At 67.6% G+C, this 24736-nt stretch carries 24 protein-coding genes and 1 riboswitch; of the genes, 8 read left to right on the top strand and 16 right to left on the bottom strand.

Translation table 11 applies throughout. The features are described from left to right. Nucleotides 1–3: 3 nt before the first annotated feature. The 6 genes from cobF to K289_RS0133215 are packed head-to-tail and all read right to left on the bottom strand — an operon-like array spanning nt 4 to nt 5113. Entirely contained in the window at nt 4–753 is a 750-nt protein-coding gene (gene cobF, locus K289_RS0133240) for a precorrin-6A synthase (deacetylating) (RefSeq protein WP_027555411.1), read from the bottom strand. Further along, the gene (gene cobA / locus K289_RS0133235; protein WP_027555410.1) at nt 747–1481 is read right to left on the bottom strand and encodes a uroporphyrinogen-III C-methyltransferase; all 735 of its coding nucleotides are present in this window, start codon (nt 1479–1481) and stop codon (nt 747–749) included. The genes cobF and cobA overlap by 7 nt, the downstream gene beginning before the upstream one ends. Further along, the gene (locus K289_RS0133230) at nt 1478–2788 is read right to left on the bottom strand and encodes a cobyrinate a,c-diamide synthase (RefSeq protein WP_027555409.1); all 1311 of its coding nucleotides are present in this window, start codon (nt 2786–2788) and stop codon (nt 1478–1480) included. Before K289_RS0133230 ends, cobA begins: the two co-directional genes overlap by 4 nt. After that, on the bottom strand, nt 2788–3570 hold the full coding sequence (gene cobM / locus K289_RS0133225; RefSeq protein ID WP_027555408.1) for a precorrin-4 C(11)-methyltransferase: 783 nt from the start codon (nt 3568–3570) through the stop codon (nt 2788–2790). Before cobM ends, K289_RS0133230 begins: the two co-directional genes overlap by 1 nt. Next, the gene (locus K289_RS0133220; protein WP_027555407.1) at nt 3567–3935 is read right to left on the bottom strand and encodes a cobalamin biosynthesis protein; all 369 of its coding nucleotides are present in this window, start codon (nt 3933–3935) and stop codon (nt 3567–3569) included. Before K289_RS0133220 ends, cobM begins: the two co-directional genes overlap by 4 nt. Beyond that, nucleotides 3932–5113 (bottom strand): bifunctional cobalt-precorrin-7 (C(5))-methyltransferase/cobalt-precorrin-6B (C(15))-methyltransferase, encoded by a 1182-nt coding sequence (locus K289_RS0133215; protein WP_027555406.1) that lies wholly within the window; start codon nt 5111–5113, stop codon nt 3932–3934. Before K289_RS0133215 ends, K289_RS0133220 begins: the two co-directional genes overlap by 4 nt. Between K289_RS0133215 and K289_RS0133210 the strand changes: the two genes are divergently transcribed. Then, nucleotides 5112–5858 (top strand): cobalt-precorrin-6A reductase, encoded by a 747-nt coding sequence (locus tag K289_RS0133210; RefSeq protein ID WP_027555405.1) that lies wholly within the window; start codon nt 5112–5114, stop codon nt 5856–5858. The two genes, K289_RS0133215 and K289_RS0133210, sit on opposite strands and share 2 nt — an antisense overlap. On the opposite strand, the gene cobJ is transcribed toward K289_RS0133210, so the two are convergent. From cobJ to K289_RS0133175, 7 genes are read right to left on the bottom strand one after another with little or no spacing between them, the layout of a single operon-like run. Then, entirely contained in the window at nt 5834–6568 is a 735-nt protein-coding gene (gene cobJ / locus K289_RS0133205) for a precorrin-3B C(17)-methyltransferase (protein ID WP_027555404.1), read from the bottom strand. The two genes, K289_RS0133210 and cobJ, sit on opposite strands and share 25 nt — an antisense overlap. Further along, on the bottom strand, nt 6565–7296 hold the full coding sequence (locus K289_RS0133200; protein WP_027555403.1) for a precorrin-2 C(20)-methyltransferase: 732 nt from the start codon (nt 7294–7296) through the stop codon (nt 6565–6567). Before K289_RS0133200 ends, cobJ begins: the two co-directional genes overlap by 4 nt. 2 nt (nt 7297–7298) lie before the next feature. Beyond that, the gene (locus tag K289_RS0133195) at nt 7299–7928 is read right to left on the bottom strand and encodes a precorrin-8X methylmutase (RefSeq protein WP_027555402.1); all 630 of its coding nucleotides are present in this window, start codon (nt 7926–7928) and stop codon (nt 7299–7301) included. Next, nucleotides 7928–9091 (bottom strand): precorrin-3B synthase, encoded by a 1164-nt coding sequence (gene cobG / locus K289_RS0133190; RefSeq protein WP_027555401.1) that lies wholly within the window; start codon nt 9089–9091, stop codon nt 7928–7930. The genes K289_RS0133195 and cobG overlap by 1 nt, the downstream gene beginning before the upstream one ends. Further along, nucleotides 9088–12336: a cobaltochelatase subunit CobN gene (cobN, locus tag K289_RS0133185; RefSeq protein ID WP_027555400.1), complete on the bottom strand. Its 3249-nt coding sequence runs from the start codon at nt 12334–12336 to the stop codon at nt 9088–9090. Before cobN ends, cobG begins: the two co-directional genes overlap by 4 nt. Next, nucleotides 12336–13370 carry a cobalamin biosynthesis protein CobW gene (gene cobW / locus K289_RS0133180; protein WP_027555399.1) on the bottom strand — a complete coding sequence of 345 codons (1035 nt, stop codon included), beginning with the start codon at nt 13368–13370 and terminating at the stop codon, nt 12336–12338. The genes cobN and cobW overlap by 1 nt, the downstream gene beginning before the upstream one ends. Then, nucleotides 13367–13741, bottom strand: coding sequence for a DUF1636 domain-containing protein (locus tag K289_RS0133175; RefSeq protein WP_027555398.1), 375 nt, complete (start codon nt 13739–13741; stop codon nt 13367–13369). The genes cobW and K289_RS0133175 overlap by 4 nt, the downstream gene beginning before the upstream one ends. Nucleotides 13742–13830: 89 nt before the next feature. Next, a riboswitch (cobalamin riboswitch) is annotated at nt 13831–14051 on the bottom strand. Between the two features lie 40 nt (nt 14052–14091). Between K289_RS0133175 and cobO the strand changes: the two genes are divergently transcribed. Further along, nucleotides 14092–14727: a cob(I)yrinic acid a,c-diamide adenosyltransferase gene (gene cobO / locus K289_RS0133170; RefSeq protein WP_027555397.1), complete on the top strand. Its 636-nt coding sequence runs from the start codon at nt 14092–14094 to the stop codon at nt 14725–14727. A gap of 13 nt (nt 14728–14740) precedes the next feature. Beyond that, on the top strand, nt 14741–16189 hold the full coding sequence (locus tag K289_RS0133165; RefSeq protein WP_027555396.1) for a cobyric acid synthase: 1449 nt from the start codon (nt 14741–14743) through the stop codon (nt 16187–16189). Between the two features lie 4 nt (nt 16190–16193). On the opposite strand, the gene cobD is transcribed toward K289_RS0133165, so the two are convergent. Both cobD and cbiB read right to left on the bottom strand, forming a co-directional pair. Next, entirely contained in the window at nt 16194–17159 is a 966-nt protein-coding gene (gene cobD, locus K289_RS0133160) for a threonine-phosphate decarboxylase CobD (RefSeq protein WP_027555395.1), read from the bottom strand. A gap of 11 nt (nt 17160–17170) precedes the next feature. Then, nucleotides 17171–18112: an adenosylcobinamide-phosphate synthase CbiB gene (gene cbiB / locus K289_RS0133155; RefSeq protein ID WP_027555394.1), complete on the bottom strand. Its 942-nt coding sequence runs from the start codon at nt 18110–18112 to the stop codon at nt 17171–17173. Nucleotides 18113–18240: 128 nt separating this feature from the next. Here cbiB and cobU point away from each other — a divergent pair, with 128 nt between their 5' ends. The 5 genes from cobU (at nt 18241) to K289_RS0133130 (ending at nt 23989) form a co-directional block, all read left to right on the top strand. After that, nucleotides 18241–18744: a bifunctional adenosylcobinamide kinase/adenosylcobinamide-phosphate guanylyltransferase gene (gene cobU / locus K289_RS0133150; protein WP_027555393.1), complete on the top strand. Its 504-nt coding sequence runs from the start codon at nt 18241–18243 to the stop codon at nt 18742–18744. Then, entirely contained in the window at nt 18741–19526 is a 786-nt protein-coding gene (cobS, locus tag K289_RS0133145; RefSeq protein ID WP_027555392.1) for an adenosylcobinamide-GDP ribazoletransferase, read from the top strand. Before cobU ends, cobS begins: the two co-directional genes overlap by 4 nt. 4 nt (nt 19527–19530) lie before the next feature. Further along, entirely contained in the window at nt 19531–20163 is a 633-nt protein-coding gene (bluB, locus tag K289_RS0133140) for a 5,6-dimethylbenzimidazole synthase (protein WP_027555391.1), read from the top strand. Nucleotides 20164–20270: 107 nt separating this feature from the next. Then, nucleotides 20271–21314, top strand: a complete 1044-nt coding sequence (locus K289_RS0133135; protein WP_027555390.1) for an ABC transporter substrate-binding protein — start codon at nt 20271–20273, stop codon at nt 21312–21314. Then, on the top strand, nt 21311–23989 hold the full coding sequence (locus K289_RS0133130; protein WP_027555389.1) for a hybrid sensor histidine kinase/response regulator: 2679 nt from the start codon (nt 21311–21313) through the stop codon (nt 23987–23989). Before K289_RS0133135 ends, K289_RS0133130 begins: the two co-directional genes overlap by 4 nt. A gap of 77 nt (nt 23990–24066) precedes the next feature. Here K289_RS0133130 and K289_RS0133125 read toward each other — a convergent pair whose 3' ends face one another. Beyond that, complete coding sequence (locus K289_RS0133125; protein WP_027555388.1) at nt 24067–24579, bottom strand: hypothetical protein; 513 nt, start codon at nt 24577–24579, stop codon at nt 24067–24069. Nucleotides 24580–24736: the final 157 nt, after the last annotated feature.

The raw sequence follows: 24736 nt of genomic DNA, 5'->3' as shown, positions 1-24736 counted from the left end.
GCGTCACGGTCTGCGTTTGAGAATGTAGCTGTCCATGATCCAGCCATGGCGTTCGCGCGCCTGCTGCCGGGCGGCGACGATGCGCGGCCCGACGTCAGCGAGCGCGCCGGACATGATGATTTGATCAGGCATGCCGAGATAGGCGCCCCACCAGATGTGCAAGCCGTGCGGATCGAGCGACTGAAACGCCGCACCGCCATCGAGCATCACGACGACGGTATCGGCGCTTATCGGCCAGCCGCCTTCGCGTAGGCGCCGCCCCGTCGTGACCAGAAAGGGTTCGCCGATATCGTTGAGCGGCAGCGCATGCGCCGCGCACAGCGCCTGAATCGAGGTGATACCGGGGACCACCTCGATCTTCGGCAGCGGTTCGAGCCGGCGCGCAATGCGCAGCGAGGAATCGTAGAGCGAGGGATCGCCCCAGATCAGCAGCGCGACACGGCCGTCGCTTCCAAGACGATCTGCGATCGTCTGCGACCAGGCTGCGGCAACGGAAGCGTGCCAATTGTCGACGCCCTTGCGGTAGTCCGCCTCGCTTGCGTCACGCACCGGAAGATCGAATTCGGCGATGCGCGTCCTGTCGTTGGTGAGCACATCCGCGCAGATCGTCCGCCGCAAGTCGGCGAGATCGGATTTCGTGGTCCCCTTGCGCGGGATCAGGACGAGATCCGCCGCGTTGATGGCACGGATCGCAGCCAGCGTGAGCTGCTGCGGATCGCCGCAACCGATGCCTATCAGCGAGAGCCTCAACACGATGGGTCGGCCTCCGCCAGCGCACCGAACACGATGACGGCTGCCGTCGTGGCCGCGCCGCCCCGCGCGAGCTGCGCGGCCAGCTCAGCGATGGTGGTACGCACGAGCCGCTCGTCCGGGCGACCGAGGGATTCGGCAAATAGCGCCGGCGTGTTCGCCGCGAGCCCATGCGCGATCAGCTTCGCGGCGAGATCCGGGAACGTCCGCCGGCCCATATAGACCACTGTCGTCGCCTCCGGATCAGCCAGCGCCGCCCAGTTGAGATTCGCGGGCAACTCACCGGTAACGTCAGCTCCGGTGACGAACTGGACTCTGCGCGAGGTGTAGCGCCGCGTCAGGGGAATGCCGGCCTCCGCAGCCGCAACGCAGGCCGACGTGACGCCGGGGATGATCTCGTAGCCGATGGCGGCCGCGCGCAACGTCTCGATCTCCTCCTCGAGCCGGCCAAATATTCCAGCATCGCCCGACTTCAGCCGCACCACGCGCACACCGGTCGCGGCATAGTCGACCAGGAGACGATTGACATGCTGCTGCTTGGTCGAGGGACGCCCCGCCCGCTTGCCGACCGCAACGAGATTGGCGCCGGGCCGGGCGAGATCGAGGATCGCGCCCGAGGCAAGGTCGTCATAGAGCACGACGTCGGCCTCGCGCAGCCGCGCCGCTCCCTTCACCGTGAGGAGCTCGGGATCGCCGGGACCGGCGGAAACGAAAGAGACGAAGCCGCTCACCGGTCCTCCGCGATCAAATGGAAAAACGTACCCGTGGCTCGACCGCGGCGCGAGCCGGTCTCGGCAATGACCGCACCGGTGGCGTCGCGCACGACCGCGAGCGCCGTGTCGGGCTGCGCGATGATGGTCGTATAGTGGAATTCATGGCCGCGCAGGCGCGCGCCGGCCCGATGTCCCGGCACCGGCGCTGCGAGCTCGGCAAGACGGTAGCCCAGATGCATGCGGCGTTTCGCAAAGCTCGTCTCCAGGCCGAGCAGGCCCGTCATCTCGTGGCGGACACCGTCGGCGTCGGTCAGGGCCGTGCCCAGCACCATATAGCCTCCGCATTCGCCATGCACTGGCCGCGTCTCGGCAAAGGCGCGCAAGCTGCTGCGAAAGCGCGTGTTCGCCGCGAGCCGACCGGCGTGCAGCTCGGGATAGCCGCCGGGCAGCCAGCAGACATCGGCGCCGGCGTCGGGAGCCTGATCTGCAAGCGGCGAGAAAGTCACGATCTCGGCGCCGGCCGCGCGCCAGGCTTCCAGCATGTGCGGATAGACGAAGGAGAACGCAGCGTCACGGGCCAGCGCAATGCGCTGCCCGGGCGGCGTCACGTTCAGGCCATTTGCCGCCGCTTGCGGCGACCATGCTGCGGCCGATCGCAACACCGCATCGAGATCGACGTGCTCGCTGACGAAGCGCGCGGCTTCACCGATCAGGCCACCGACCTCCGCCTGCTCCTCGGCCTGCACGAGGCCGAGATGCCGCTTCGGCAGGCTGATCTCGGCGTGGCGCGGCAGCGCGCCGAACACGGCGATGCCGGCATCGCCGAGCGCGCGCCGCACCAGGTCCTCGTGACGCGGGCTCGCGACGCGGTTGAGCACCACGCCGGCGAGGCGCACGCCGGCACGGTAGTCGCGCAGGCCCGCGGCGATCGCAGCCGCCGTCTGTGCCTGTCCGGAGGGATCAATCACCAGCAGCACCGGCCAGCCCATCATCTCGGCAATATCGGCGGTGGCCCCGGTGCCTGAGACGCCGCGCGCCGCGACGCCGTCGAACAGGCCCATCGAGCCCTCGGCAAGCACGATATCGGCGTTGGTGCCGCGGCTGACGAGGTGCGCGATCATCGCCCGGTCCATCGCCCAGCTATCGAGATTGACGGAGGCGCGGCCCGTGGCGGCGGCGTGGAATGCGGGATCGATATAATCGGGTCCGCTCTTGAAACACTGCACATCGAGGCCGCGATCGCTATAGGCGCGCGCAAGCGCCAGCGTCAGCGTCGTCTTGCCGACGCCGGAGGCAGGTGCGGAGATGACGAGGCCCGCCGCCATCACGACGCCTCCGGAAAGCGCGGCTCGGGGCCGACCGGGCGGTAACGGCGATCATAGTCGGCGGCGTAGAGACGGCTCTCGGAGAAATCCGCAGACCCCAGCGTCTTGCCGACCAGGATGAGCGCGGTGCGTTCGAGCTCGGCGCCGACGGCGGCATCGAGCGTCGCAAGCGTGGCGCGCACGATGCGCTGATCCGGCCAGCTCGCACGCCAGACGATCGCGACCGGACAATCCGCGCCGTAATGCGGCGTGAGCTCGGCGATGACCTTGTCGAGCAGGTGGATCGACAGATGGATCGCAAGCACCGCGCCGGTCGCGGCGAATGCGGCGAGCTTCTCACCTTCGGGCATGGCGCTGGCGCGGCCCGGGGTGCGCGTCAGCACCACGGTCTGCGCGAGACCGGGCAGCGTCAGCTCCGCCTCCAGCGCTGCCGCTGCCGCGGAAAAGGCCGGCACGCCCGGCGTGACGCTATAGGGAATGCCGAGCGCGCGCAGGCGGCGCAACTGTTCGCCCATCGCCGACCAGATCGAGAGATCACCGGAGTGCAGCCGTGCAACGTCATTGCCCTCCGCATGGGCAGCGGCGATCTCGGCAATGATGTCGTCGAGCGACATTGGCGCCGTGTTGACGATGCGCGCGCCGGGCGGGCAATGCGCCAGAACGCCTTCGGGCACCAGCGAACCGGCGTAGAGGCAGACCGGACAGGCAGCAATCAAGTCGCGACCGCGCAGCGTCAAGAGGTCGGCGGCGCCCGGCCCCGCGCCGATGAAATGCACCGTCATGCGCCGTCTCCTTCCGCAATCGCCGCGGTCGCGGTCCCATCCCGCGAGACCGCGCGCGTCGCAATCAGCCGCGCGCGAGACCCGGCTGCCGCGAGCGCCGCGGCTTCAGCGACCGATCCCGTGCCGAATTTTTCCGCGACCAGCTTCGACTGGGTCGGCGTGATAATGCGCGCCAGCACATCGGCCGGAACGGCCTTGATCGGTACGCCGCATTCGCGCGCGAGCAGCTTGAGCGCCTCCGCGTCCGCCTTGTCGCTGACCGTTGCGACGGCCGCCAGCCCCGCGGGACCACCCGCCGCAACGAGCGCCTCGCGAAGTGAGGCCAGTGAGACGTCCTTCCTAAATCCGAGACCGGCGACCTTCATCGGATCGCACTCCATTGCACCACCGGGCGCGCCGCCTCCCAGGAGCGGTAGCGGCCGAGCGGGCCGGCATGCGCGATGTCGACCCGCATTAACTCGCCGCCATGGCGCTGGTGCAGTTCGCCGAGCAGCGCGTCCGTCTCCAGGGTCACGGCATGGGCGACCAGCCGCGTGCCGGGCGCGACCCGGGACCAGATCGCGTCGAACATTGCACTGTCGAGGCCTCCGCCGATGAAGACGGCATCCGGCGCGTCCAGCGGAGCAAGAGCTTCGGGTGCTTTATCCGCGATCACGGTGATCCGATGGGCCAGTCCAAATGCGGCGGCGTTAGAGCGAATGTTCGCCGCACGATCCTCGCGCGCCTCGATGGCGATCGCCGTTCCCCCGCACAGCGCCCATTCCACCGAGATCGAGCCAGAGCCGGCGCCGATGTCCCAAAGCCTCTCCCCGGGACGCGGCGCCAACGCGGAGAGCGCAAGCGCGCGGACGGGGCGCTTGGTGATCTGGCCGTCATGGACGAAGAGGTCGTCTGGCAGGCCGGTGCTGCGAGCAACGCCCTGCGCTCCCTTCGCCTCCAGTGCCACGGTGACCAGATTTCCAGCGAGATCGCCAGCAAAGCTTTCCGCGCGATGCTGCGCGACGCTTTCTTGCGGTCCGCCGAGCGCAGCGAGAACCCAGAATGTTGAGGCGCCCCACCCATGCTCGCTCAGCCACTTTGCGAGATCGCCGGCCGCCTTGCCGTCACGGACCAGACAAATGATGCGCGCGCCGCGCGCGAGGTGCGGCACGAGGCGTTCGAATGGCGCGGCATGGAGACCGAGACAGACGACGGATTCGAGCCGCCAGCCCAATCGCGCCGCGGCGAGCGAGAAGGTTGACGGCGCGGAATGCGCGATCCACTCGCTCCTATCGAGCTTTTCGGCAAGGCTCCCGCCAGCGCCGTGCCAGAACGGGTCGCCGGAAGCGAGCACCACCGTCGGGCGGCCACGACGGCTCAGCACGGCCTCCGCATCGAACGGCACCGGCCACGGACGACCGCGGTCGGCTATGCCCGCGAGGGCAAGATGACGCTCACCGCCGAAGACGGTTTCGGCTTCAACAAGCGCCTTTCGGCTTGCGTCCGACAGGCCGGCAAGGCCATCTTCGCCGATACCGATGATGGTCAGCCAGGGATCAGCCATGACGCGCGCCCTCATTCTGGGCGGAACGAGCGATGCGAGCCTGCTTGCAGCGGAGATCGCGCGCGCAGGTATCGACGCGGTGTACTCCTATGGCGGCCGCACCCGCGCGCCTGCCGACCAGCCGCTGCCGACCCGCATTGGCGGCTTTGGCGGGCCGAGTGGTCTTGCAGACTATATTCGCCGCGAAAACATCACGCATGTGATCGACGGGACGCATCCGTTCGCCGCCGAGATGAGCCGCAACGCGGTTGAGGCGTGCAAGGACACGGGAACGCCGCTGCTCGCACTCGAGCGTGCGCCCTGGGCCAAAGCGCCCGGTGACAACTGGATCGAGGTCGCTGACGTCAACGCGGCGGTCGCTGCGCTTCCCCAAACGCCGACTCGCGTGTTCCTCGCCATCGGCCGCCAGCACATCGCGCCGTTCGCGACGCTGCCACGGCACACTTATACTCTGCGTTTCGTCGATCCGCCCGAGGCGCCCCTGCTCTTCGCCGCAGACGTGATCGTATCGAGAGGACCGTTCACGTTCGACAGCGAGCTGGAGATGATGCGCGCGCGCGGCATTGCATGGATCGTCGCCCGCAATTCCGGCGGTGATGGCGCCCGTGCCAAGATCGACGCGGCACGTGCGCTCGGCCTGCCCGTGATCATGATCGCGCGGCCGCAACTGCCCGAGAGATCGCGGGTGGAGAGCGCCGGCGAAGTGGTGCAATGGCTCGGTCATCGGACCTGCCTCGGCGCATAGATCCAGCGGCCGACGCGCCGCGTCTGCGAATTGCCGACGATCACGAGCGTACGCATGTCGGCCATCTCGGGCTGCGCCTCGTTCAGCGTGACGGTTTCGATCCGCTCGGCGGGTGCACTGACCGCCCGCGCGAAGATCACGAGGCGCTCGCCGCAGCCGGCCTCTTTCAGCACGGAAAGCGCACGGCCAAATCCTTCCGGCCGGCTCGCCGAGCGCGGATTGTACATCGCAATCGCAAAGTCGGCTTCCGCCGCGAGCCGCAGGCGCTTTTCGATCACGGCCCAGGGCTTCAGATTGTCCGAGAGATTGATCGCGCAGAAATCATGGCCGAGCGGCGCGCCGGCGCGGGCGGCCGCCGCCAGCATCGCGGTCACCCCGGGCAGTACGCGGATCGGAATCTCCTGCCATTGCGGCGCCTGCTCGAGCGCCTCGAACACGGCGGAGGCCATCGCAAACACACCGGGATCGCCGGAGGAGACGACGACGACCTGCCCGCCTTCGGCGGCAAGCCGCAAGGCCTCGCTCGCGCGTTGCAGCTCCTCGCGATTGTCCGACGGATGCAAGTTGAGCCCGGCCCGTGGCGGCACGCGCGCGACATAGGGCGCATAGCCCAAAATGTCAGTCGCCGCCGCGAGCGCGGCAGAGACCTCCGGCGTGACCAACGCGTCGCTGCCGGGCCCGAGTCCCGCGATGGTCAGCGAGCCCCTCATTCGGCGCCGTCCAGGTGCCGACCCCTGCCGTGCACGAGCACGATCGCGAAATAGGGGCACTCGGCCGCATCGACGTCGGCAAGCCGCGCGACGCGCTCGCCCGGCATGGTGCCGCGCTCGACCAGCCAGGCGTCCTCGAGTCGGCCGGCGGCAGCGAGCGCGCGACACACCTTCTGGAGATTGCGACCGGTCTTCATGATGACGAGTGCATCGGAGTCGCGCATGCGCCGTTCGAGCTCGTCCTCAGCCAGCGTGCCCATCAGCACCGTCGTGACGTCATCGCCAAGCGCGATCGGCTGACCGACGGCGTTCCAGCAGCCCACCATGCCTGGGATGCCCGCGATCACCTCGATCTCGACGCGGCCTTGCAGGCGCGTGTGCAGATGCATGAAAGACCCATAAAAATATGGATCTCCTTCGCAGAGCACGACGACGTCGACCGCGCGCGCCAGCCGCGCCAGACGCTCCGCCCACTCGTCGTAGAAGCCGGCGAGCAGATGGACGTACTCTGCACTGTCGAAGGCGATCTCGGTGGTGACCGGATATTCCATCGGATATTCGGTGACGTCGCCTGTGAGCATGCCCTCGACGATGCGGCGGGCCTGGCCGGGGCGGCCCTTCTTGCGGAAATAGGCGACGTGCCTGGCGGCGCGTACCGTTCGGTCGGCGCGCACGCTCATCAGATCGGGATCGCCGGGACCGAGACCGCAGCAGATGATGCGTCCCATCGCTATTCGCTCCGGCTCGCGAGCGCGTTCACGGCAGCAACGGTGATCGCGGAGCCGCCGAGGCGGCCCTCGACCGTCAGCGCAGGTGCCGGCGGATCGGTCATCAGCGCGGCCTTGGATTCGGCCGCGCCGACGAAGCCGACCGGGCAGCCGATGATCACCGCCGGCCGCGGACAGTCGCGGTCCTCCAGCATGTTGAGCAAATGAAACAGCGCGGTCGGGGCGTTGCCGATCGCGACGATCGCGCCGCCGAGATGCGGCCGCCACAATTCCAGCGCCGCGGCCGACCGCGTGTTCCGCATGGATTGCGCCAGCGCGGGAACGGCGGGATCGCCAAGTGTACAGATCACGGCATTGGCGGCCGGGAGCCGTGCGCGCGTGATGCCCTCGGACACCATGCGCGCGTCGCATAGGATCGGAGCTCCCTTCTGCAAGGCGACGCGCGCGACGGTCGCCATGCCGGGTGTGAAACGGATGTGCGCCTCCAGACCGACCATGCCGGCGGCATGGATCATCCGCACCACGACCTGCTCTTCATCAGGCGTGAAGCGCGCCAGATCCGCCTCCGCGCGGATGGTGGCAAAGGATTGCCGGTAGATCGCCGCGCCATCGGTCTCATAGAGATGCGGCATCAGTGCCCTCCCACCAGAATGGAGGGATCACCGACGATGTCGGCGCCGCTCAAGCCGCGCAGGACCGGCTCATCGCGCGTCGAGCCGTCGCGGACGAGATCGAAGCCGGCGCGGGTCGCCACCAGCGTGACCGCGGCCGCGCCGGAATGGGCGCAGCCCTTGGCGCAGCCGGAGACATGAAGCCGTGTGCCCGCGCCGATGCGCGGCGCGAGCGCGGCTGCGAGCGCCCGGGTGTCGGCATGGGCTTCGCGGCAGCGCGGCGCGCCACTGCAGGCGATGACGCGCAGCGCAGGATCAAAGGCCTCGGTGATGAGCTCTGCCGCGCTCGGCATCTCGCGCTTGCCTTCGCTCAACACCATCCGCCACGGCGTCATGCGCAGTGCATGTCCGCAAGAGCTCAGCTGGTGCAGCGTCGTATGCGGCAATTGGCCGAAGGCGATGCCGACCAGCGCACCTTGCGGATATTGGCCGGGACGCGCTGCGGCCATGATCGGCGCGGGCTCGGTCTCGCCGCCCAATGTCTCCGGCAAATTCGCGCCGGTCGCGAGATGGGTGGCCATGCGCCCTCGCCCGCCCTTGACGCCACCGGAAGCGATGAACCACTCTGCGAACGCCAACGCGGTCGTCACGGCCTCGCCACGTGCGACGGAGCGGCCGAGTTTCGCGCCATTGGCCCGCACCAAGAGCCCGCCGGCCCGGTCGCGCTCGATGCGCACGTCAGCGGAATCGCCGGCGAGCACGCGCGAGATCCCATCATCGATGGCGAAGCCGAATTTGGTGGGAAGATCGAGCGCACTCTCGGTGAGCGCCTCCTCGAGCTCGGCGGCGAGCGCCTGCGTCTCGTCGCGAGTGTCCCAGAACGGCGTCACCAGGATGTTGCGCCGCGATTCCGTCGCCTGATCCGGATCGAGCAGGTTCAAGCGCGCGAGACCATCGAGCAGCGGCCGATGGCCTTGTTCGTCAACGCCTCTGATCTGGAGATTGGCGCGGCTGGTCACGTCGATCAGCCCGTTGCCGTAGCGCCCGGCGAGCTCGGCAAGGCCGGCAATTTGCATCGCTTCGAGCCGCCCGGCGAACGGGCGGACGCGAACGACGAGACCGTCGCCCGATTGCATCGGCCGCAGTGCGCCGGGGCACCAGCCCTTGATCGCGATCATGCTCATGAGGCCTCCCGCAGCGCAGCCGCGATCGAATTGCGGCGGGTTTGCCACAGCGAGGTCTCATGCAGGCGTGTGAAGCATGCTTCCATCGCAGCCAGCGCCGCCGGATTCTCGCGCGCCATGAAAGCGCGGACGTCGTCATTGCCGAGCGTGGCATCGAAATAGAGATCGAACAGATGCGGCGGCACCGCGCCGGCAAGATGGGCGAAGGCGGCCATATGCTCCAGCGTCGCCGTGATCTCGGCCGCGCCGCGAAAACCGTGGCGCATCATGCCGGCGATCCAGGTCGGATTGGCAGCGCGCGCGCGGACGACACGCGAGATTTCCTCGGTCAGCGTGCGCGCATGCGGCTGCTCCGGGCGCGTCGCATCGAGATGGTAGAGCGACGGAGCAGTCGCGCCGAGATGTGCTGCGGCTGCCGCGACGCCTGCTTCATGCGCGGCGTAGTCGGCCGCAAGCAGCAGATCGGTTTCCGGCAAGTCCTGGACGTGGACGAAGGCGTCGGCGGCAGCGAGCCGCGACTCGATGCCGGCGCGATCGGGCTGCATCGCGCCATCCGAAGAGAACGCCCAGGATGATGCCGACAGCCAGGCTTCGCCGGCTGCTTCGCGCGTTTCGGGCGTGAAGGCATCCGGGATCGATGACAGGCCGACGCCGTATTGCCCGGGACGCGGCGCGAAGACGCGGGAGGTGCGATGGCGATACGGGTTCTCATCGCCCTCGTCCTCACGCGCCGAGAGCGCCTCGGTCCCGGCTTCGAACAATTGCGCAAGGCTCGAGAAGACGTCGCGGAACAGGCCCGACACACGCAACGTGACATCGATGCGCGGGCGGCCGAGCTCGGCCGGTGCGATGATGTCGTAGCCGGTCACACGGCCGGAGGCATGATCCCAGCGCGGCGCAAGACCGGCAAGGTGCAACGCCATCGCGAACTCCTCACCCGCGGTGCGCATCGTGGCCGAGCCCCAGAGATCGACGACGAGCCCTTTCGGCCAGTCGCCGTGATCCTGCAAGTGGCGGCGCAAGAGCTCTTCCGCGAGCTTGATTCCTTGCGCATGCGCCGACGGCGTCGGCACGGCGCGCGGATCGACCGCAAACAGATTGCGCCCGGTCGGCAGCACGTCCTGGCGCCCGCGATAGGGCGAGCCCGACGGCCCCGGCGCGACACGCCTCCCCGCAAGCGCGGCGCGCAGCGCGTCCCGCTCCGAATCACCGCAGGCGCCGCGGCCGAACACGTGCAGGCCATCGCCGAACTGGCTCTCCTTGAGATCGCAGACGAAGCGATCGATCCGCGGGATCGCTTCCGCCGGCGCGGCCGCAGGATTCAGGCCGAGATCACCCTCCAGCCCTGCGGCGCGCGCCTCGTCGCGGATGGCGGCGATCAACCGCTGGCGTCGGGCCGGATCGAGACCATCGGCGGTCGAATATTCGTCGAGGAGCTGTTCGAGCCGGCGCAGACCTTCCGGCACGGTAGATTGCGCGAGCGGCGGCGGCAGATGGCCGATCGTGACGGCAGAGATGCGCCGCTTGGCCTGCGCGGCCTCGCCGGGATCGTTGACGATGAAGGGATAGATGAGCGGCAGGTCACCGATCAGCGCCTCCGGCCAGCAACCTGACGACAGCGCCACGGATTTTCCGGGCAGCCATTCCAGCGTGCCATGCGCGCCCATGTGCACGATGGCGTCGATACCCTCCTGCCGAAGCCAGAGATAGAACGCGACATAGGCGTGGCGCGGCGTTCGGGCGAGATCGTGATAGTCGGCATCGCGCGTGCTCGCTTCACCCCTCTCCGGCTGCACTGCGATGATCGACTGGCCGCAGGCGATGCCGGCAAAATGGAACGCGCCCTCGTGGCAGGTCGGATCATCCTCGGGCGCGCCCCAGGCTTGCGCGAGATCGTCCTGCAATTCCCTCGAAAGACACGAGAGCGCCGCGCGATAGTCGGCGACGCTCCAGGTCAATTGCCGCTTCAGCAGCGTTTCGCCAAGCGCCTGGACCGGGACGACATCGAAGCCGACCTCGGCGAGGTCCGACCGCAGCGCTTCGACCGAGGCAAGCGCGTCGAGCCCAACCGCATGCGCGATCTGATGCGGGCGACCGGGATAGTTCGAGAGCACGATCGCCAGCCCCTTCTCACCGGCCGGCTTCTCCGCGAGCTGCCGCCAAGCCGCAACGCGGGCCGCCACCGCGCGCACGCGCGCCTCATCGGGCCGGTGCGCGAGATGCGAGAATTGCAGATCGGGATCGCGCGCAGCGGCCGACTTGAAGCTCACCACGCCCGCGAACAGGCGTCCATCGACCTCGGGCAGCACCACATGCATGGCGAGATCGCCGGGCGACAGGCCGCGCAGCGATTCCGCCCAGTCCTCGCGCCGCGCGGTGGACAGCGCAACCTGGAACACCGGGCACGATGCGGCATCGAACGGCGTCGTGCCGTCATCGCCGATCGCGGAGAACGCCGTCGCGTTGACGATCGCCGCCGGAGGATCTTGCGCAAGATGCGCGCGCAGCCAATCGGCGACGCCCGCGGACTTCAGCGAGGTGGCGAACACGCCGTAGGCGTCAAAGCCACGCTCGCGCAGTGCTGCGATCAGCGCGTCGACCGGCCCGGTGTCCGCGGCGGTGAGATAGGCGCGATAGAAGGTCACGAGCGCGCGCGGCTTCCCCTCACCGCTCGGCAGTGCCGCAATCACGCCGCGCGCGGGATCGTAAAAGCCCCTCTCGGGAACGTTCATCTCGCCGACCACCGGGCCGGCATAGAGGCCCGAGGCCAGCGCAAGCTGCGCGATCGCGGCTTGGGCCGCGACGGGACCGCCGGTGTCGCAGAGCACCTTGAGCCGCCGCAACGTGGAGACCGGCAGGGTCGAATACGCGTCCAACCGCGTGTCGTCGCGGCCATCAGCCGGCAGCACCGCCAGCACGATGCCGCGCGCCTTCGCCAGTTGCTGCAGGGCCGCGAGTCCGTAGGACCAGTAGGACTCCCCGCCGATCAGGCGCACCAGGATGCCGCGCGCCTGCGTCAGCGAGCGCTCGATATAGGTATCGACCGAGAGCGGGTGACGGAGCTCCGCGAGGTTCGCAAGCCGCAGCGACGGCAGGCTGTCGCGGCCGCGCCGCCAACCGGCCGCGAACGCAGCAAGATCGGAGTCCGAGAACGAGAGCACCACGAGATCGGCCGGGTCCTGGCCGATGTCCCTTGGCGTCGCGGTCTCCTCCAGACCGCGGCTCTCGCGGAAGACGACATGCATCAGATACCAAGTCCCGCCTTGATTGCGGCCTCGTCGATATCGCCGTGCTCGCCGATCACGACGAGCTTCGACTGCCGTGCGCCCGAACCCCAGGCCTTGTCGAACTGGTGCCGCACGCGCTCGCCGACCGCCTGCAGCAACAGGCGCATCGGCTTGCCCGCGACCGCGATATAGCCCTTGGCGCGCAGCACGTTCTGCTCGCGCGCAAGCTTCTGGATCGATGCGACCAGCGTCTCGACGTCCGTGACCTCTGGAAGATCGATCACGACGGAAGCAAAGTCGTCATGCTCGTGCTCTTCCTCGCCATCGTGATGCGAGGGACGCGCCGCAAGATCGTTCTCCGCGGCGGCGCCAAGACCAAGGATCACGCGGGCGTCGATCGCGCCGTCGGTGACCGGCAGCATCGGCACGCGGCGCGGCATCTCGGCCGCGATCGCCGCCTTGGCCGCTTCGAGTCCTGCCACGCCCGCAAGGTCGGCCTTGGTCAGCAGCACGATGTCGGCGCAGGCGATCTGGTCCTCGAACACTTCCGACAGCGGCGTCTCGTGATCGAGATTCTCATCCGCCGCGCGCTGCGCGTCCACCGCATCCGGGTCCGGCGCGAAACGGCCGGCGGCGACAGCCTCGGCATCGGCGAGCGCGATCACGCCGTCGACCGTGATGCGCGAGCGAATCTCGGGCCAGTCGAACGCCTTGAGCAGCGGCTTGGGCAACGCCAGGCCCGAGGTCTCGATCAGGATGTGATCGGGCTTCACAGGCCGCGCCAGCAGCTGCTCCATGGTCGGAATGAAATCGTCGGCGACAGTGCAGCAGATGCAGCCATTGGCGAGCTCGACGATGTTCTCTTCCGGACAGTTCGCGTCGGCGCAGGACTTCAGGATCTCGCCGTCGACGCCCTCGCTGCCGAACTCGTTGACGAGCACCGCGAGCTTCTTGCCGTTGGCATTGCTGAGGAGGTGCTGGATCAGCGTGGTCTTGCCCGATCCGAGGAAGCCGGTGACGACCGTGACCGGGACTTTTGCGAGCGGGTTCATTCAGCGGCCTCCGGCACGACAGCAATGGGGGGAATGCGGGCAAGCGACTGCTTGCGGAAGATCTCGGGACGGCTGCGCCAGGGCACGATGCCGTCGGGCGCCGCCGCATAGGCCGTGGCACCCGCGATCACATCGCGCGCATGAACATCGGACAGACGGCCATAGACATAGGACCAGCGGCCGGGCGCGCTCAGCGCCACCGAGCAACCCTGGCTGCAGGCCGACAGACATTCGACGGGAACCACGGTGACGCCCTCGGGCACCCCGGCGTCGAGGATCGCACCGTGCAGCCGCTTGCCGGGCGTGACCTCGCCCTCTGCGAGTGTCTGGCCGGCACGGCAGGTGATGCAAACGTGAAGCGTGACGGTCATCGCCCCTTCCATGAAAGACGGCCGGAGGCGATGAGGCGCACGAGCCGTTCTGGCGGCCCGTTTCCCCGTCGCGGAACACCCCGTCCGCCGGTCTCAAACTCCGCGCTGGCAGGTCTCCCGGCTTGCGGAGCAGGGTTTGTCCCTTCGTCCCCCGCCTTCCCGATCCCCCAGGGGATCAGTGGCTTCGGGCATCTCTCCGGTCACGGTCGCGGGGGCGGCTGCATTTTGGGCTCAAATCTTACCGATTCGCGCCCTATCGCATTCCCTCTTCGCCTGTCGTAGGACAGGAACCAACGCGGGCCCACCATTTGCCCATGGCCGCCACTTGTCAAGCCGAAGGACCCCGTCCGATGACGCCTGAACCGGATACCCAAAGCACCGAGGACACCGACGCCCGGCACGCCGCGAAAATGGCGAAAATCAAGGTCGCCCGCGACAAGATCATGGCGACCAAGAGCGGCGAGAAGGGCCTCATCATCGTCCATACCGGCGCCGGCAAGGGCAAGTCCTCCTCGGCCTTCGGCATGATTGTCCGCTGCGTCGCCCACGGCTTTCCCTGCGCGGTCGTGCAGTTCATCAAGGGCGCCTGGGACACCGGCGAGCGGCGGCTTTTGACCGGCCATTTCGGCGATCTCTGCCAGTTCCATGCGATGGGCGAAGGTTTTACCTGGGAGACACAGGACCGCGCCCGCGACATCGCCGCGGCGCGCGCGGGTTGGGAGAAGGCGAAAGAGCTGATCGCCGATGAGCGGCTGCGCATGGTTGTGCTCGACGAGATCAACATCGCGCTGCGCTACGACTATCTCGATATCGCCGAGGTCGTCGACTTCCTGAAGACCTCGAAGCCACCGATGACGCATGTCGTCCTCACCGGCCGCAACGCCAAGGACGAACTGATCGAGATCGCCGATCTCGTCACCGAGATGACGCTGGTCAAGCATCCGTTCCGCTCCGGCATCAAGGCGCAAGCCGGCGTCGAGTTCTGAGACAATTTTCGCAATGACGCGCGCATTGATGATCCAGGGGGCCGGCTCGGACGTGGGCAAGTCGCTCATCGTCGCGGGCCTTGCGCGCGCAGCTAAGCGGCGCGGCCTGCGCGTGCTTCCCTTCAAGCCGCAGAACATGTCGAACAATGCCGCCGTCACCGTCGACGGCGGCGAGATCGGCCGCGCCCAGGCGCTCCAGGCGCTCGCCGCCGGTGTCGAGCCGCACACCGACATGAACCCGGTGCTGCTGAAGCCCGAGACCGATGTCGGCGCGCAGGTGATCGTGCAGGGAAAGCGCATCGCGACCGCGCGCGCGCGGGACTACGCCGCGATGAAGCCCTCCTTGATGGGCGCGGTGCTGGAGAGTTTTGAGCGGCTGAAGGCGCGCGCCGATCTCGTGCTGGTCGAAGGCGCCGGCAGCCCGGCGGAAGTCAATCTGCGCAAGGCCGATATTGCCAATATGGGCTTTGCGCGCAAGGCCGACGTGCCGGTCGTGCTGGTCGGCGACATCGATCGCGGCGGCGTCATCGCGCAGCTCGTCGGCATCAAGACGGTGATCGATCCGGATGACGCCGCGATGATCCGGGGTTTTATCATCAACAAGTTCCGTGGCGATCCCACGCTGTTCGACGATGGCTACCGGCTGATCGAAGCCAGGACGTCCTGGCGCGGTTTCGGCGTGCTGCCCTGGTTCGCGCGCGCCGGCGAGCTTCCGGCCGAGGATGCGCTCGGATTGCGGGACGCGCGAAAGCCCGGTCAGTGCAAGATCGCATGTCTCGCGCTGTCGCGGATCGCCAATTTCGACGACCTCGATCCACTGAAGCTCGAGGCTAGCGTCGATCTCGTGATGGTGCGTCCGGGTGAAGCGATCCCGGGCGACGTGCGCCTCGTCATCATTCCCGGCTCCAAATCCACCCGCGGCGACCTCGCCTTCCTGCGCGCGCAGGGCTGGGACATCGATCTCCTTGCGCATCACCGCAGGGGCGGCCATGTGCTCGGCCTCTGCGGCGGCTATCAGATGCTCGGGCGCAGCGTCGCCGATCCCGACGGAATCGAAGGGCCTGCGGGCGAGACGCCGGGCCTCGGGCTTCTCGACGTGACGACGGAGATGAGCCCGCAGAAGACGCTGACGCGCGTGTCGGCCGTGCATGCGGCGACGAGTGCGCCGATCGAGGCCTATGAGATTCACATCGGCCGCACCGAAGGGCCCGATCGCGCGCGCGCCTTTGCTATGCTCGACGGCGCGCCGGAAGGCGCTACCTCAAGCGATGGACGCGTCCAAGGCAGCTACCTGCACGGCCTCTTCACCTCGGACGATTTTCGCAAGGCGTTTCTCGCAAAGCTCGACATTCCCGCAGGCGACGAGCCCTACCATGCCAGGGTCGAGAGCGCGCTCGATGCGCTCGCCGATCACATCGAGACACATCTCGATGTCAAAGGGCTGCTCGCGCTGGCGCGCTGAGCGCTCAGCGCGAAAGGACCTCCGCGAGCCGCGTCCATTCCGTCTCGCTGCCGGGGAGTCCCAGGCGCAACCATGTCGGCTTCTGCGCGAAGACGCGTGACCAGATCTGACCGCGCGCAAGCTTGTCCTGCGCGGCCAACACGTCGCCGGTCTCGTAGAGACGAAACAGCGGCGTGCCGCCGACGAGCCGCCAGCCCTGCTGCTGCACCATGGCGTCGAGCCGAACGCTGTCGCGCGCAAGCCGCACTGAGGTCGCCTTGGCCCAGGCGTCATCGAGCAAGGCACGCTGCCCGATGGCAATCGCGGCGCCCGAGACCGGCCACGGGCCGGACATCGCCGCGAGTGCTGCAATGTCAGTGGCATTGCCAACCGCGAAGCCGAGCCGCAGGCCGGCAAGCCCGTAGAACTTTCCGAACGAACGCAGGATCAAAAGCCCCGGCCGATCGGCTTCGCCCGCGAGCGACAGGTGCGGAAGCGCGTCGGCAAAGCTCTCGTCGATCACGAGGCGGCCGACGCGTGGCAGCAGCGCCAGCAGCTCGCGGGGTTTGTGGCACCGGCCATCGGGATTGTTGGGATTGACGACGATGGCGAGATCCGCGCCTGCGAGTGCATCCAGCTCGCCGACCTCTTCGACCTCCCAACCGGCGGCCAAAAGGACTGGAGCATACTCGTTGTAAGTCGGCGCGAGGATGCGGGCGCGGCCAAGCGGCGCAAGTTGCGGCAGCAGTTGAATGACGGCCTGCGCGCCGCCAAGCGCGACAATGGGCGCTGTCGTGCCATAGGCATGCTGTGCCGCCTGATGCAGGGCTTCAATCTCGGATCGCGACGGCAGAGCACTCCACTGCGGCAAGCTCACCTCGACCGCCGGATAAGGCAGCCGGTTGATCCCCGTCGAGAGATCGATCCAGTCCTCCGCGCGGCCGCCGAAACGCTGCCGGGCCTGATCGATATTGCCACCATGCTCACGCATGTCCCCTTCTTTCACGCGAAGGCGAGGATCGCAAGGACGCCGGCGAGGAGCAGCATGGCTCGGCGATAGATCGTCAGTCCCTGCATGAGGTCTGCTGGAATCGGATCGCGCGCGCCCGCGTTCAGCCAGGGCTCGTTGGTGATGCTGCCGTGATAGATGCGCGGACCGCTGAGCCGCACGCCGAGCGCACCGGCCATGGCAGCCTCCGGCCAACCGGCGTTGGGCGAGCGATGACGACGCGCATCCCGCGTCATGCATGACAGCGCCTCCGACGGCCGCGGCGCCAGCAACACGAACAAAAAGCCGGTGAGGCGCGCCGGAATGAAGTTGACGACATCGTCGATGCGTGCCGCAGCCCAGCCGAAGGCCTCGTGCCGCTCGGTGCGATGGCCGATCATCGAATCGAGCGTGTTGATCGCCTTGTAGCCGAGGATGCCGGGCAAGCCGAGCAGTGCGCCCCAGAACACCGGCGCCACGATGCCGTCGGAGGCGTTCTCCGCCAGGCTCTCGATCGCCGCGCGCGCGATACCGGCCTCATCGAGCGCTGCCGGATCGCGACCGACGATGCGCGAGACGGCTGCGCGCGCACCGGCGATGTCGCCGGCCTGCAAAGGTCCCGCGACAGCCGCCACATGGTCGCCCAGCGAACGCAGCGCGACCAGCGGCCAGGCGAGCACGCCCGCCAGCACGACCGCAATCCAGCCCGAGGAGAGCATGGACTGAAGCACCCAGCCGAGCGCGGCGGACAGCGCGATTACGGTGAGTGCGCCGGCAATGCCTGCGACGCGGCGAAGCGACGGCGGATCGGACGGCCGATTCCAGGCGGTATCAATGGCGGTGATCAACCGGCCCAGCCAGGTCACGGGATGGCCGATCCGGGCGAACAGCGGCGACGGCCAGCCCACCAGCGCATCGACCGCCATCGCCACCACCATCGCGCCCGCAAAACCCACACACCTCTCCTGTCTCGACCCGCCCCCTGATGCGCAAGACCCCGGCCGAGCGCAAGCCCCTGCCCGCCTGATTTCGGCTTTGTCTTTGCCCGCGATTGGTGATTAGTGCTGGCCGACAGGAGACTTCGATGGCCGTCATTTTGATCACGGGCGGAGCGCGATCGGGCAAGAGCCGCCGTGCGGAGGCGCGCACGCGCAGCTTTCCGGGGCAGCCCGTGTACATCGCGACGGCAGAGGCGCTCGATGCCGAAATGGCGGAGCGCATCGCCCTCCATCGCGCGCGGCGCGGAACCGACTGGCGCGAGCGCGAGGAGCCGTTGGATCTCGTGCGGGCGCTGAGCGAGACCGACGGCGGCGGCGCAAGGCTCGTCGACTGCCTGACGCTGTGGCTCTCCAACCTGCTCCATGCGGAGCGAGACTGGTCGCGCGAGGTGGCAGAGCTCGCCGATGCCCTGCCCCGCCTCAAGAGTCCGGTCGTCATCGTCACCAACGAGGTCGGCCTCGGGATCGTGCCAGACAACGCGCTGGCGCGCGCCTTCCGCGACGCCGCCGGGATCATGAACCAGACCATTGCTGCGGTCGCCGACGAGGTCGAGTTCGTCGTCGCCGGACTACCGATGAAGCTGAAATGATGCTGCGCACCGAGCTCCTGCACGACGTCGTCACGGACCTGCGGATCGCGGCGTCGTTCGTCACGATCCTGCCGGTGGGACCATCCAAGCCCGCCGGCGATGGCGCGATGGCGCGCGCGAGCTGGGCGCTGCCCGTCGCCGGCCTGCTGGTCGCCCTTGCAGGCGCGGCCGCCTACGCGATCGCGAGCCGGGCCGGATTGCCGCCTGTCGCGGCCGCCCTGCTGGCGCTCGCTTCGACTGTCCTCATTACAGGCGCGCTGCACGAGGACGGGCTTGCCGATACTGCCGACGGGCTCGGCGGCGGACGGACGCGCGAGCGCAAGCTCGAGATCATGCGCGACAGCCGGATCGGGACCTATGGCGTTTGCGCGCTGATCCTGTCTTTCGGCCTGCGCTGGAGCGCGCTCGCAGCCATCGCCGATCCGTGGCTGGTGGCGCTCGCGCTGTCGTCCGCGCATGTCGCCTCGCGCGCCGGCCTGCCGGCCTTCATGTCCTTGGTGCCGTCGGCACGGCCGGACGGACTGTCGGCGGGTGCGGGCCAGCCAGCGGGCCCGAGCGTGGCCGTTGCCTTTGGTCTCGGCACCTTCGGCCTCGTCATCGCGCTCGGCCCCGGGAAGGCGCTGATCGGCCTGATCCTGCTGTCGCTGGCGGGGCTGATCCTGGCGCGGCTCGCCACGCGCCAGATCGGCGGGCAGACCGGTGATATCCTCGGCGCGTTCGAGCAGATCGGCGAGATCGCGATCCTGCTGCTGGCCGCCTCGGCCCTGCACATGGTACGATGACCCAATGGTCGAGTTCGACGACCTCTTCCGCCGGCAATTGCACGAGCTGTTCGTGTGGCGCCGCGACGTGCGCCGTTTCCGGACCGATCCGCTGCCGGACGGCGCCATCGAGCGGCTGATCGAGACGGCGTGCCTCTCACCCTCGGTCGGCCTCAGCCAACCCTGGCGCTTCGTCATCGTCGCGGACGGCGCGAGACGCCGCGCCGTGATCGACGATTTCAAGGCGTGCAACGATGATGCGCTGAAGTCCTATGCCGGCGAGCGCGCTGGCCGCTACGCGGCGCTGAAACTCTCCGGACTCGAACAGGCGCCCGGCCATCTCGCCGTGTTCGCGGACAAGGCAAGCGATATCGGCCACGGCCTCGGCCGCGCGACGATGCCCGAGACGACCGAATATTCCGTGGTCGCGGCGATCATTGCGATGTGGCTCGCCGCGCGCGCCGAGGGTATCGGGCTCGGCTGGGTATCGATCCTCAATCCGGATCGCATCCACACCATTCTCGACGTGCCAAGCTCCTGGAAATTCATCGCCTATCTCTGCGTCGGCTATCCCGAGGCCGCGTGCGACCAGCCCGAGCTCGAGCAGGCGAAATGGGAACATCGGCGGGGCGCAGAGGAATTCACGTTGCGGCGCTAACACAGGCTGCGAACGAGCATTCACAGGCGCCCTTTTCATCAATTGTGATTACCCAGCTTTCGCGCTATCCAAGCACCTTGGGACAGGGCCATCGTGCAATCCATTTCATGACTAAGCAGTCTGCGCGCAACTCCGCCCCCACGGCGGTCGACCGCCGCGGCTTCATGCGTCTTGCGGGTGCAAGTGCTGCGGGATGGCTCGCGCTAGGGGCATCGCCGGATCGGGTTCGGATTGTCTGCTTGCTGTCCGGGCTTCCGCTCAGCGATCCCTTGGCAGCCAAGACGACCAACGAAACCGCGGCGTCGCGGCTGAGCGCGCTCGTCCAGGGGCTGAACCAGCGCGGCTGGGTCGACGGGGTCAACGTCCGCGTCGAGATCCACTCGACCCTCGGAGGGCCGGAGAAGCTCAAGGCCACGGTTCAGGAGGCTGTCGACCTCAACCCCGACGTGATCGTGACGGCCTCGACGATCGAAACCGCCGCCGTCATGGCGGCCACCAAGACGATCCCGATCGTGTTTGCGACGGCGAACGATCCCGTCGGCAACGGCTTCGTCGAGAGCCTGGCGCATCCGGGCGGCAACGTCACCGGCTTCACCAACAGCACCGCGGAGATGGGCAGCAAATGGCTGCAGCTCCTGAAGGAAGCCGTTCCCGCGATCGAGCGCGTCGGCGTCATCTTCAATCCGGTCACGACGCCGCGCGGCGGACGCTTCTTCCTCGATGCGATCGAGCAGGAAGCCAAGACCGCGGGCGTCACCTTGATACCGGCCCCGGTGCAGAAAGCATCGATGATCGACGAGGCCATCGCCGGCTTTTCGGGCTCTCCTCCCGCCGGAATGATTGCGCTGGTCGACTCGTTCCTCGTGGTCAACCGTCAAGCGGTCGTCGCAGCAGCGGCAAAGCACCGCGTGCCGATGATCTATCCCTTCCACTATTTCATCGACGCGGGCGGGCTGATGAGCTACGGCGCCGCGCTGGAAATCCGCTTGGCCGACTACGTCGACCTCATCCTGCGCGGCACCAAGGCCGGTGACCTGCCGGTGCAATCGCCGCGGAAATACGAGCTCCTCATCAACGGCAAGGCCGCCGACGCGCTCGGCCTGAAGCTTCCGGCCACGCTGCTCGCGCGTGCGGACGAGATCCGCGAGTGAACGAGCCGGCCGACCAGGGTCATTCGCGCACGCCCCCCGGCCGGCTGTTCCGCAAATATCTCTACTCGATCGTGGCGCTCGCCTTCACCGCGCTCGCCGTCAACACCGCTTTCGACGTCGGCTTCTCCTATCGCGAACAGAAGCAGCTTCTCGCAGCGATCCAGAGCGAACAGGCCGCCTCGGCCGCCATCCAGATCGGCGCGTTCATCGGCCAGATCGAGAACCAGCTCAAATGGCTGTCGCGCCTGCCCCCCGATCTGTCGACGCATGAAGACGAGCGACTGAACGCCATCCGTCTTCTGCGCCTGTCGCCCGCGATCGCGGAAATCGCGCAGCTCAATTCCGCCGGCAGCGAGCAGGTCCGCGTGTCGCGCCGGGTGGCCGACAGGGTCGGCAGCAATGTCGATCTCTCCGCCTTGCCGGCGTTCCAGGCTGCCAAGGCGAACGGGATCTATTACGGGCCGGTCTATTTCTTCGGCGACACCGAACCCTTCATGACGCTCGCCATCCGCGGCGCCGGACGCGATCCCGACGTCACGATCGCCGAAGTCAATTTGCGCTTCATCTGGGACCTCGTTGCCAAGATCAAGGTCGGCAGCACCGGCAAGGCCTACGTAGTCGATCGCAAGGGACAACTGATCGCGCATCCCGATCTGTGGCCGGCCCTGCGCCACACCGATCTCTCCGGCAATCCCGACGTGCGGGCCGCGCTCGACGGCGCGCCGCCGCAGGCAGGCGGCGTGATGAAGGAGGACCTGGCCGGTCAGCGCGTGCTGTCGACTTATGCAACGGTACCTTCGCTCGGCTGGCTGGTGTTCGTCGAGCTCCCGCTCAGCGAAGCCTATGCGCCGATCTATGCATCGATCGGGCGCTCGGCGTTTCTGCTGCTGGTGCTGCTGGCCTGCGCGGTGCTGGTCTCGTTCCTGCTCAGCCGGCGCATGACCGTGCCGATCCAGATGCTGACGCAGGGTGCAAAGCGGATCGGAAGCGGCGATCTCGGCCTGCGGCTCGCAATCAAGACCGGCGATGAACTCGAGGCGCTCGGCGACCAGTTCAACAACATGGCCGCGCACCTTCGCGAATCCTACGCGACGCTGGAGCGCAAGGTCGCAGAGCGAACCGCCGAACTGGAAAAGGCCCGCGACCATGCGCTTGCCGAGCATGACGCCGCCGAGCGCGCCCGGAGCGCCGCCGTTGCGGCCAACGAAACCAAGTCGCGCTTTCTCGCCGTCGTCAGCCACGAGTTGCGCACGCCTCTCAACGGCGTCATGGGCGTGCTGCAACTGCTCGACGACGGCAGCCTCAACGAGGCCCAGCGCCGCTACCTCGCGACCGCCGCCGCCTCAGGCGAGACGCTCATCGCGCTGGTCGATGCCATCCTGGAATATGCGCGCCTGGAGGCCAGCGCCGAGACGCTGGAGCCCCGCGACTTCCGCCTCGACCAATTGATCGAGGCCGCCGCCGACCTGATGCGCCCCCAGGCGCTGGCCAAGGGGCTGACCTTCGATCTCTCGTGCGATCCGACGGTCAACGTGTCAGTCCACGGCGATCCGGTCCGGCTCAATCGCGTGCTGCTCAATCTGATCGGCAACGCCATCAAGTTCACCCCACACGGCGGGATCTCCCTGAAGGCGGCCGCCATGCCCGAACAGGACCAGACGCGGCTTCGCTTCATCGTTCAGGACACCGGCATCGGGATTGCACCCGACATGCACGAGCGCATCTTCGAAGATTTCGTCCAGGCCGACGACAGCATCGCGCGACGGTTCGGCGGCACCGGACTGGGCCTCGCGATCGCGCAGCGCCTCACGCGCCTGATGCGCGGCGAGCTGACAGTGGAGAGCTCGCCGGGCAACGGCAGCGTGTTCACGCTCACCGTGCCGCTCGGACATGCCGGGAACGACATCTCAGAGCGAGCCGAGCGCGCCCCTTCGCGCCAGCTCCGCGTGCTGCTGGTCGATGACGATCCCGTCAATTGTGAGGTCGGCGAAGCCATGCTGAACCGGCTCGGCCATCATCCCACGATCGCAAGGAATGGCGCCTCGGCCATCGAGCTCGCGCGCACCCAGCCGTTCGACGTCATCCTGATGGACCTGCACATGCCTGACATGAACGGCGTGGAGGCGGCCGCGCAAATCCGGCGGCTCCAATTGCAACGGACCCCGCGGATCATCGCCGTCACCGCCGATGTCTCGGGGACTGCCCGAGAGCGGCTCGCAAGCGCGGGTATCGCCAAGGTCGTCGGCAAGCCGATCCTGATCAACGCCCTGCGCGAGGCGATCGAAGACGATCCTCCGCGAGAACCGGCCGCAGCACAACTGGCCGCGGGCGCCTTGATCGACCGCGCTTTTCTCGACGATCAGACGGAGCTGCTGGGCGCCTCGCAGATCGCCAGGCTGCACCGGTTGCTGGAAGAGACCGGCGCGACGCTGATCGAGGATATCGTCAAGGCGGCGGCAGCGGGTGACCGTGCGCAGCTCGCGCGGTCCGCGCACCAGCTCGGCAGCGCCGCCAGCGCGCTCGGGCTCGTCCGCCTGTTCGAGCGCTGCAGCGGGATCGAGCTAACGGCTTCCGCGATGTCTCCTGCCGAGTGCCGAGATGCCGTGCGCGAACTGGCCGCGCTTCAGGGGGCATCGATGGACGCGTTGAGTGGCCTGATCCTGCCCGCCGAGTAGGACGTGCACTCATAAACGTCAGCTTTCGAGAGCAAAATGAAAGTCGCGCGGCTTGGCCGGCATCGACTGCTTAAGTGCTAAGGCTTCCGACTGGGGGCGACGAACGGGTTACTCTCAACTCCGGCGTGGCTGTTTTTCTCGAAACATGAATCGAGGCGTTCAAGGGCCGCCGTACTTCCGTCGAGCGGTACCTTCAACGTCGCTCCTTCTCCTCTCACTTCGAGAACATTGGCCGTGCGCATTCTCTCGCCGAGCGGGCGGTCCGATAGAGTGATCGTTACGCTCCTCGCATCCGCCAACGCTTTTGCCTGAACCGATCGCGCACCCGCCGCGAGGGTGACATCGTACGTCTTGCCTCTCTCGAGCTTCCATTTCGATGAATCAAGAGACAGGAGCAAGCCGTTATCCGATCTTGCAAACGTTATGTCGAGATCATTGGCGGATCGGTTCATCGTGCACCTGTCAAACTTCTCCGCCTTGAAAAAGGTTGCTATCGTCCATGGTCCAATGGACACGGTCTGATCCTGCTCACGCGCAATAACCGACGTGACCGGAATCAGCACGATAGAGAGCGCAACGGGCAACCGCATCGTTTCCTCCTGATACGCGGAAAGGCAGCAACCGAAATCAAAACACTGTATCCTTTGCGCGCGCCGAAGGGGATGTCCCGATCGCTGTTGAACTAGGTCGGGCCGACGTTGCCGGAATGAATGTTACGCGGCCCTCGTGACGTGGGCAACGGGGTTG

This window comes from Bradyrhizobium sp. Cp5.3 (genome assembly GCF_000426265.1).
Taxonomy (GTDB): domain Bacteria; phylum Pseudomonadota; class Alphaproteobacteria; order Rhizobiales; family Xanthobacteraceae; genus Bradyrhizobium; species Bradyrhizobium neotropicale.
Note: the sequence above shows the minus strand (reverse complement) of the source record. Positions and strands in the feature narration are given on the sequence as shown.